This window comes from Paenibacillus sp. Aloe-11, assembly GCF_000245715.1.
GTDB classification, from domain to species: Bacteria; Bacillota; Bacilli; order Paenibacillales; family Paenibacillaceae; genus Paenibacillus; species Paenibacillus kribbensis.
The window spans coordinates 726,850-736,377 of the sequence record NZ_JH601050.1; the positions used below are offsets into that span (position 1 = coordinate 726,850).

Annotated in this window: 7 protein-coding genes and 1 pseudogene; 7 read left to right on the forward strand and 1 reads right to left on the reverse strand. The window is 50.6% G+C overall.

What is annotated here, in order from left to right:
* From WG8_RS09415 to WG8_RS09430, 4 genes and pseudogenes are all read left to right on the forward strand, one after another.
* The coding region (locus WG8_RS09415; RefSeq protein WP_007429910.1) for a hypothetical protein at nucleotides 1–1,664 on the forward strand (1,664 nt) is incomplete at its 5' end.
* A 194-nt stretch (nucleotides 1,665–1,858) separates the two neighbouring features.
* On the forward strand, nucleotides 1,859–2,599 hold the full coding sequence (locus tag WG8_RS09420; protein ID WP_007429911.1) for a DUF1361 domain-containing protein: 741 nt from the start codon (nucleotides 1,859–1,861) through the stop codon (nucleotides 2,597–2,599).
* Between the two features lie 64 nt (nucleotides 2,600–2,663).
* Entirely contained in the window at nucleotides 2,664–2,867 is a 204-nt protein-coding gene (locus WG8_RS09425) for a YwbE family protein (protein WP_007429912.1), read from the forward strand.
* A 26-nt stretch (nucleotides 2,868–2,893) separates the two neighbouring features.
* Nucleotides 2,894–3,508: pseudogene (locus tag WG8_RS09430) on the forward strand (DUF2238 domain-containing protein); the annotation flags it as partial.
* Nucleotides 3,509–3,514: 6 nt separating this feature from the next.
* Here WG8_RS09430 and WG8_RS26390 read toward each other — a convergent pair.
* Nucleotides 3,515–4,708: a glycosyltransferase family 4 protein gene (locus WG8_RS26390; RefSeq protein WP_007429913.1), complete on the reverse strand. Its 1,194-nt coding sequence runs from the start codon at nucleotides 4,706–4,708 to the stop codon at nucleotides 3,515–3,517.
* Nucleotides 4,709–4,984: 276 nt separating this feature from the next.
* Between WG8_RS26390 and WG8_RS09440 the strand changes: the two genes are divergently transcribed.
* From WG8_RS09440 to WG8_RS28230, 3 genes are all read left to right on the forward strand, one after another.
* Complete coding sequence (locus WG8_RS09440; protein ID WP_007429914.1) at nucleotides 4,985–6,016, forward strand: FUSC family protein; 1,032 nt, start codon at nucleotides 4,985–4,987, stop codon at nucleotides 6,014–6,016.
* Between the two features lie 369 nt (nucleotides 6,017–6,385).
* Nucleotides 6,386–8,749, forward strand: a complete 2,364-nt coding sequence (gene helD, locus WG8_RS09445) for an RNA polymerase recycling motor HelD (RefSeq protein ID WP_043890898.1) — start codon at nucleotides 6,386–6,388, stop codon at nucleotides 8,747–8,749.
* A gap of 123 nt (nucleotides 8,750–8,872) precedes the next feature.
* A partial coding sequence (locus WG8_RS28230; RefSeq protein ID WP_007429916.1) for an amidohydrolase family protein occupies nucleotides 8,873–9,528 on the forward strand: 656 nt, incomplete at its 3' end.

Sequence of the window (9,528 nt, forward strand, 5' to 3'; positions counted from 1 at the left end):
GCGGGGTGACCGATGATGAGAACGGGATCGCCTGGCCTAATCATTCGGTCGGTACCCCTGCCACGATGGCGATCTGGGCGGCCGCGCTCGTCAATCCGGATTCGGTCTACTATCGGAATGAGGATGTGCTTGTCCGGCTGGAGCTGGCAGCGCAGTACATGCTGCGTGTACAGCATGAGGACGGCTCTATTTCGCCAGGCTGGACCAATTTTCACTCGCCGCCGGATACAGCGTTCGTGGTCGTGGGCTACGCTCAGGTTTATCAGCTGCTGGTTGGGGACGACTGGCTGAAGCTGCGTGGGGTGACTGATGCGATGCGCTTGTTTCTGGAGCGGACGTTCCCGGTCATGCTGACTGGAGGCTGCCACACGCCAAATCACCGTTGGGTGTTATGTGCTGCCCTGGGCTTTCTGCACGAGCTGTTTGATTTGCCTGAGGCGCTTGTGCGGGCCGAAGCATGGCTGGCAGAAGGGCTGGACGGGACGCCAGATGGCGAATGGACGGAGCGCAGCAACGGGATTTACAATGCCGTCAGCGATATTATGCTGATTCATGCTGCCCGTTTATTGAAGCATCCGGAGCTGCTTGAGCCAGTGCGCCGCAATTTGCACATGATGGTATATCTTGTCCATCCCGATGGCGAAGTGGTCACGGAGTATTCAGGAAGACAGGATTTTGGTGTGAAGTTGAATCTATCCTCTTATCTTCTCCCGTATGCCATGCTGGCTACCGAGGATGACGATGCCATATTCGAAGCGATGGCTGTCGCTGCTATTCAAGTCATGGATCATCCGGGCGGTGCTCCAGTCAATGCGGCTGTACGCTTTTTGCTTGATCCGCGTTTGCAAGCTCGCGAGGTATCGCCAGCCACATTACCAGTTCGCTATAACAAGCTGCTGAACGGAGACTTTCCAAGGGCTGGCTATCTGAGCCGGATGGATGAGGCAGGGCATCATCAGCATATCTATCATAGCCGCCTGCATACAGACTTTGGTGCTCCAGTCGTTCGCTATCGGCAGGAGGACACCAGTGCGACGCTAATGACCGAGGTTTCATCGTTTCTGTCATTGCGGCATGGAGATGCACGGCTGCTGGCGGTGCAAGCTGCCTCCTATTTCTCGCCCGGTTTTGTACCGATGCAGGAATTGACAGCTTACGAATCGGGTTGGACGCTGACAGGTCAGCAGGCCAAAGGCTTCTATGGTCCTGTAGCTGCTTCAGATCTGCCGCCGACTTCGCAGGAGGAGGTCAGCCCATGGTATCTGCTCCCGCATCACAAACGGCCGCTAACCCATGAACAGCGGCATGAAATACGGGTCGATGTGGATCGTCAGGAGGATGTATGGAGGCTGCGTTTTCGCTCAGAGGGTCCGGTGGACTGCATGACCCAGATTAGTTTTGTTTTTGGACGTGAAGGAAGATTTACTTGCGGAGAGTACAGGCAGGGGAATGAAACGGTAAAATGCTGGACTGGCGGCACAGCACGTTATGAATCGGGGGTTGCATGGTTTGAACTGACGGGAACAGCCATGGAACATATGGCTACTTCGGTTCGGGGAGCTGCTCATCCTATGGATGTCTATACGTTGCTGGTCAACTGGATGGCGCCGTTTGATAAGACGATCAGCATTCGTATGTCGCCTTTGCCTGTGAGTGAAGCCTGAAGTACAGTGAGCATCTATTTTCCGGGGATATGGCCAATTCCCGGAGAAAAGATGCTTTTTTTTGTATCTTCATTAAACATAGAGATGAGCGCTTCCATTGAGCTTGAAGCCATTGTAGTGTACACTGTCCAGAACAGGTGTAAATTGGAACGTCAGGGAAGGCTGGACGGTTGCAAAGGAGGGAAAAGACGTACATGTATGCCCGTTTAAGATCGTTAAATTATCCTGTAAAAGGGTATGTTTTTATGGTATTGGCCGTATGCTCAGTGATCAGCACTTTATGGATCATTAATGTGCAGTTGCCCTCAGGGGGACGCCCTTATTTTTTTATATGGTGGAATATGATGCTGGCCTGGATTCCCATGGCTCTGACATTGCTGCTGGATGTCATTTATTGTTCCTGGAGAAGGGGGATGAGGACGTTTTTACTGTGGGTGACAGGGGTGAGCTGGCTCGTTTTTTATCCCAATACGCCCTATTTAATTACAGATTTGTTGCATGTATTCGCCAAATATCCATTTCTTGAGGAGCAACGCTTCTGGGGAAATCCGTATTTCTGGAATCATGTACTGGGAATGCTGCTGGTAGCTGTCCTTGGCCTGACGATGGGCTTTGTATCGCTCGAATCCATACGACAGCTGGTACAACGTGCACGTGGCGGGCTTGTAAGCTGGCTGTTTGTGGTGGTAGTCCTGTTGTTGAGCAGCCTGGGTATATACATCGGCCGTTTCTTTCGCGGAAATACGTGGGATATTGTTTCTGCACCTTCCCAACTGTATGAACAGGTGTCTTCTATATGGGCGGACTCCCTGCAGCGTACTCACTTTATAGAGTTTAGTGGGCTGGTATTCGTAATTTTGCTGGTCAGCTATATGTCCACGATGTGTATCATCTGGATAGGTGACAGCCGCCGGGACGAATGGCGCAGCTGGTAATTTGGATGCGCCTGCATGTTGTATAGACGTCTTAAAAATGTAAAGTAAAGGAGGAACTGCTTCGATGAACGGACAAAACCGATCCGATATCCGTGCTGGTCTTGAAGTGGAAATTGTGCTTAAAAAAGATCAGCCCACCGGGAAGCTGACGCGAGGAACGGTGAAGGATATCCTGACCAATTCCCCGCGTCATCCGCATGGAATCAAAGTGCGTTTGACAGATGGGCAGGTTGGGCGGGTCAAACATATTGTAACGAATGATGGCTAGAGCTACAGGCAAAGGAGGGATGACGTATAAATCAGACAACGGCAAGCTATAAAAATGACCGTTTGCTTATATTGCTGGGGCTTGCTCTCATGTGGTCCTTGATTCGTCCAGCGGATTATTTTACATGGCTGCTGGAAGTTCTCCCGGCGGTTGTGGGAGCTGTGCTGTTGTTGGCTATTTACCGCCAATTCCGGTTTACAAACCTGGTGTACACCCTGATCTGGCTGCATGCACTGATCCTGATTGTCGGTGGACATTATACCTATGCTGAAATGCCGCTGTTCAACTGGATTCGGGACACATTTGGGCTGGAGCGCAACTATTATGATCGGCTTGGGCATTTTGCGCAAGGCTTTGTGCCTGCGCTCATTGTAAGGGAAGTGCTGCTGCGTAAAACGACCTTGGGAAGCGGAGGCTGGCTCACTTTCCTCATCGTCAGTGTGTGTCTTGCGATCAGTGCTGCGTACGAGCTGATTGAGTTTGTGGTAGCCAAGGCAACCGGAACGGCAGCAGAAGCTTTTTTGGGGACACAGGGAGATGTATGGGATACCCAATGGGATATGCTGCTCGCGTTGATCGGTGCCCTGACGGCTGTAATTTTGTTAAGCGGGGTACATAACAAGCATCTCAAACAGCTCAAGCATGGGCTATATTCGTGTTATGGGCTGGCTGCTGAGATGAAGAGTGGCTGCATCCATGTAGCTGTCCAGCAGCCGCTCAAAAATGCGGTCCCACGTCTGCTCCAGGCTGTAGGCTCTGCCTGCTATGGACATAGAGCGGCGAAGCGGGGCATCCTCGTACAACAGATGTACAGCTTCAGCGAAAGCAGCCACATCAGCTTCAGCGAAAGCAGCCACATCCCCGGGAGGACACAATAGACCTGTTTTTCCGTGAATTAAATTATCTTTTACTCCGCCTTCATCGGCACCGACCACGGGAGTACCGCTTGCCATGGCCTCCAGTACGACGTTGCCAAAGGTTTCGGTGGTTGAGGGGAAGAGAAACACGTCGGCTGCGGCGTATAATTCAGCCAATTCTCGCCCTTTTACAAAGCCCAGCCAGTGGACTGCATGCTCCGGCAGCCCCATATCTGCGGCCGTCTTTGCCTTGTGTAATGGACCATCTCCTGCAATGACCAACACCGAGGCGGCACGGACATCGTCGGGCAACTGGAGGTAGGTATCCAGCAGCGTGTCTATTCCCTTTTCCGGTGCAAGCCTCCCGACATACAAAATAACAAATGCATCTGCACGAACGCCCCATTTGTCCCATACCGCATGACGATCCACCTTTGGCTGGAAGTGATCGGTATCAATTCCTCTGCCCCAGATTTCAAGTTGACTCATTCCCTTATTACGCAACAACTCCATGGTTGACCGAGAAGGGACATACACTCTTTCGCAATGTCTGTGAAACCAAAGCATGTATTTCCATAAGGCAGGTTCAAGCCAGCGAAGCTTGTAATATTCGAGGTATTTATCAAAATGGGTATGGTATGAGGCAACGAGTGGAATATGATGTTTGGCCGCGTAGCTTGTTCCGTAAAGGCCAAGGTTAAATGGAGTAGCGACATGAATCAGATGTGGTGAAAAGGCTGACAAACGCTCATTGATCTGCTTGGCGTTGGGGATCGCAAGTCTGCATTCCCGGTACAGCAAAAAGGGAATGCTCCGTAGCCGCTCCACGCCCGGCCCCGAGGGCAGATGGCTGTCTGCCTCGGGTGCGAAGACGAGTGTAGATACCCCATGTGTCTCCAGATAGTCAATCCATCGTTCCAGTGTCAGGGCAGTGCCATTGACGTCAGGCGCATACGTATCGGTAAATAATGCGACTCGAAGCATGCCTTCATTCCTCCTCCGCCATTCTCATTTATCCTATGACTTTTCAGGGGAGTCCGCTTGGAGGCTCCGGCTTTAATTATGTCATGATTTTGTTTGCGGGCTTGCCGGGTTTTGTAAAAGCTGGCCTGTGGACGGGCGTTTTTCTCGGAACATTCCATACATTTCATAAATATTCCTTGTTGTCGATTGTTTTGGGTAATAATAAGGCATAGACTTTATTTTGAAATTTCATTATAGTAATTCGGTATGAATAAATTTGAAGGGTAAGCAGGAGGGATGGCTTTGGCTTTTGGAGCACGGGTGTTAAAAACGGGAATCGCGGTGACGCTCGCCCTTTTTCTGAGCATGCTTTTGAACACCCATTCGCCTGTGGGGGCAGCGATAGCCGCTATTTTTGCCATGCAGCCGTCGATATACAGGTCGTGGCGTTATTTTCTGGATCAGCTCCAAACAAGCACACTAGGTGCAATTATGGCGCTGCTGGGCGGAATGGTATTTTCGAATGAGCCGATTGCGGTCGGGTTGGTATGCGTGCTGGTCCTTATGATATGTCTAAAATTAAATATGGCGGATACGGTAGGACTCACACTGGTTACCGTTGTTTCGGTCATGGAAGCCTCGGACGACTGGAAATTTGCTGTGACCCGTTTTGTGCTTACTTTAATCGGGATTGTTTCTGCTTTTGTCATTAATATTGCTGTGTTTCCACCGAAACCGAAAAGACAGTTTATCAATCAAATTCAAAGTGTATTTAACAGTATGTCCTTGCTGCTGCGGACTGCCATTTCCGATGAAATCAAAGAGTCTGTCTTTAGAGAGGAAAAAGGGAATCTGGAGGGGGCTATTAAAACGCTGTCGGATAAATATCATTTGTTCGAGGAAGAGCAGAAGAAGCTCAAACGCTCCCGGTTCAGTCAGACGAGACAGATGGTAGTATACAAGCAAATGCTCGAAAGCTTGCACAAAGGGTACGAAGTGCTGGATGCGGTGGAAAGGCACTACTTTCAGTCTGTACGACCAGAGGGAACGGATGCGTTTTTTGATGGTCACCTGGAGCAGCTAATCCGGTTTCATGAGCATGCGCTGCTGAAATTTGAAAACAAGCTCAAACCGAACGAGGACGAGAGTGAGATGTTCCAGCAGGCGAACAGTGAATTTATGAAGCATGCGATTACGCGTTTTGACCATTGCCAGGAGGGTATGCTGCGTCTCTCCATTGTGGCTGCGGCCATGTACGACTATGGTCACCAACTGGAGCGGTTAAGCAGACTGGCCGATCATATTCATCCTGTGGAAGAGAGCAGATAGCGATTCATCCAAAAGTAAAAGCGACCGTATGCATCGATCAGATGAACGGTCGCTTTTTATGTAATGAATTCAGGTATCGAAGAAGAGGTTACACGAACTTATAGATGTCTATAAAAAGAATACAAAAAAAGCCCGCTGGTTGCGAACAGGGACTGAACTTGCTACAATAGAGAATGCTATGTTTTAGGATAAAAACATGATCGTAAATTGATACTACACTTCTCATAGCAGTATAGCATACTTCAAAGTATTAGTCAATTTTCTCGGGTCAGGAGGATGCCGCAGGTATGTCCGGGTCCATAATAGTGCATAGTTTGACGCAAGGGAGCCCTGCGTGGAGCAGGAGGAAACGGAACAGGAGTGACGCCAATGGCTATTGATCAGCAATGGAATGAGGAGCAACGAAGAGTAGAAGATGTGACCGCAGTCATCAGCGGACGTATTCGGAAGCTGGAGAACGAGGTTGGCTCTGTGCGCGGAGATGTCGTAGATATGCGGAAGGATTTTTGGGATGAGGTAACGATCAATTTTAGTGAGGCGGATGATGTGGGCGAGACGTCCACCAGCTTGCGTCAGCAGTCTGAGATTTTGTCCGAACGGGAGCGCAGACACAAGCATTCCACTGAGGCGCTAGGCCGGTTGAAAAAGCTGCTTGAATCACCCTATTTTGCACGTATTGATTTTGCTGAGCAAGGTCAGGCGGCGGAACGTGTTTATCTAGGGATTGCTTCCCTGCTGGATAATCAGGACGAGGAATTTCTGATCTATGACTGGCGTGCGCCCATTTCCAATCTCTATTACGATCATATGCCGGGTCCCGCTTCTTATAAGACTCCGGCAGGTGAGATGGAAGGAGAACTGACGCTCAAGCGCCAATTTTCGATCCGTGATGGACAGATTCGTTTTATGTTCGATACAGGTGTAACGATTGGAGACGAGCTCCTTCAGGCGGTATTGAGCCGCAGCTCGGATGCCCAAATGAAGAGTATTGTTGCTACCATCCAAAAGGAGCAGAATCGCATCATCCGTAATGATCGAAGCCGAATGCTCATCGTACAGGGAGCAGCAGGAAGCGGTAAAACATCCGCTGCGCTTCAGAGAGTGGCGTATTTGCTGTATAAGTATCGTGATCGCTTGCGAGCGGATCAGGTCGTGCTATTTTCACCTAACCCGATGTTTAACAGCTATGTTTCGACGGTATTGCCTGAACTGGGTGAGGAAAATATGCTGCAGGCTACTTTTCAGGAATACTTGGAGCGGCGCCTGGGTCGGGAGTTTCAGCTGGAAGATCCTTTTGTGCAGCTGGAATATGTGCTTTCAGCATCGTCACAGCCTGGGTACGAAGCGAGAATGGAAGGCATTCGCTTTAAGTCGTCCAAGACGTTTTTACGTGTGATCACGGGCTACAAGGCATATTTGGAACAGGAAGGCATGCATTTTAAACCCGTTCGCTTCCAGGGGCGCGAGGTGATTTCGGTAGAGCAAATGGCCCGCAAGTTTTATGAGTTTGATCCTGCTGTACGGCTGGCGAACCGACTGGAGCTGCTAAGAGATTGGATGCTCAAGGAGCTGGCCCGCTTCGGTAAGGAGGAATGCTCCGCACCATGGGTGGACCAGCAGATGGATGTGATGGAGCCGGAGGATTATCAGCGTGCATATAATCGTATGCGCCGTAAATCGAAGAACAAGGGCGATACGTTCGACGATTTTACACGTGAGCGGGAAATATTGGCGCGCATGGTGGTTAGTGACCGCTTGAAGCCCTTGCGCAAATGGATCAAGACGCTTCGCTTTGTGGACACCACCCGTTTATACGGTGAGCTGTTTCTGAATGAGTCGCTGCTCAGCCAATTGGCGGATCATGCGGAGTTGCCTGACAGCTGGAGTGAAATTAGTCGGCAAACGCTGGAGCGTATTCAGGCCGGGGAACTGGCGTATGAGGATGTAACGCCTTTTTTATACTTGCGCGAGCTGATGCTTGGTTTCCGTTCCAATAGCAACATCCGTCACGTGTTTATTGATGAGGCACAGGACTATTCCCCCTTCCAGCTGGCCTTTTTCAAACGTTTGTTTCCACAGGCGAAAATGACGGCATTGGGTGATTTTAATCAGGCGATCTATGCCCATGCCTCGGTGCTTCAGGATGCAGAGCCATTGTATGATCTGTATGGAGCAGAACAAACCGAGATGATTTCCCTGACACGCAGCTATCGCTCCACACAGGAAATTGTGGAGTTTACGCGGGGGATGGTAGCTGGGGGCGAGCATATCATACCGTTCAACCGCAAGGGGGAGAAGCCTCGTGTAATCGAGGTGCGTTCGCGTGAACAATTGCATCAACGGATTGCCGGGAATATCACGGAATTGTTGGCGGAAGGCTATGAATCGATCGCAGTCATCTGTAAAAATGCCGATGAAAGCGCAGCAGCCCACGTAGCGCTGGAAGGACGATTGCCAGTGAAGCCCAAATTGATCAAGAAAACAACTCCTGCCTTTGAAAAGGGAATTCATATCATTCCGGCCTACTTGGCAAAAGGCGTGGAGTTTGATGCGGTCCTGATCTATGACGGATCGGCTGAGCAATATCGGCGTGAAAGTGAACGCAAGCTGTTTTATACCGCTTGTACACGAGCGATGCATTTGCTGCATGTCTATACACTGGGTGAGATTACACCCTTTGTCAGTTCGCAGGCATCGAATACGTATATGTACACATTGGAAGAAGAGAAGTGAGCCCGCAAAATACCATGCAAAGATTGGATTCATCGGGGACCGACTGGCATAATTGTGTGTATTCCAGTAACATAAGCAAATAAGCAAAACAGGCAAGAAGTAAAAACGGAGGTTACAAACGTAATGGACATGAAGAGTATATTTCAACGCCCGCCGCTGGCGGACTGTGTACCGGAGCTGGTGGCTACAGCTAGAGGAGAGCGCAAGGCATCGCTGGTTATCCGCGGAGGAACGCTGGTGAACGTGGTATCGGGCGAGCTGCTGCCGGGCATGTCTATTGCTGTGCAAGGTTCTCGTATCGCATACGTCGGTCGGGACGTCAGTCATACGATCGGCGAGGACACCGTAATCATTGAAGCGGAAGGCCGCTATATGGCACCGGGATTGCTGGATGGACATTGTCACATCGAAAGTACGCAGCTCACCGTAACGGAGTTCGCGAAGGCTGTACTGCCGCTGGGTGTGACGGGCGGCTTTTTTGACCCGCATGAAATTTCCAATGTGTTTGGTCTAAAAGGACTTCGTCTGATGCTGGACGAAGCCCGCACCACACCGCTGGCTGCTTACATGCAGGTGGCTTCCTGCGTACCGTCCACCGGACCGGAGCTGGAAACGACAGGTGCCTCCTTCGGCCCGGCGGAAGTCGCAGAGGCGTTAAGCTGGGGCCCGGATATGATCGGGCTCGGCGAAGTCATGAATTTCCCTGGCGTCGTCTATGGAGACGATGTGATGATCGGGGAAATTCAGGCCACGCTGCGCGCGGGCAAGGTAGCGGACGG

Coding starts and splice junctions, on each gene's coding strand:
- WG8_RS09420 (WP_007429911.1), top strand. CDS start 1,859: ATGTATGCCCGTTTAAGATCGTTAAATTATCCTGTAAAAGGGTATGTT.
- WG8_RS09425 (WP_007429912.1), top strand. CDS start 2,664: ATGAACGGACAAAACCGATCCGATATCCGTGCTGGTCTTGAAGTGGAA.
- WG8_RS26390 (WP_007429913.1), bottom strand. CDS start 4,708: ATGCTTCGAGTCGCATTATTTACCGATACGTATGCGCCTGACGTCAAT.
- WG8_RS09440 (WP_007429914.1), top strand. CDS start 4,985: ATGGCTTTGGCTTTTGGAGCACGGGTGTTAAAAACGGGAATCGCGGTG.
- helD (WP_043890898.1), top strand. CDS start 6,386: ATGGCTATTGATCAGCAATGGAATGAGGAGCAACGAAGAGTAGAAGAT.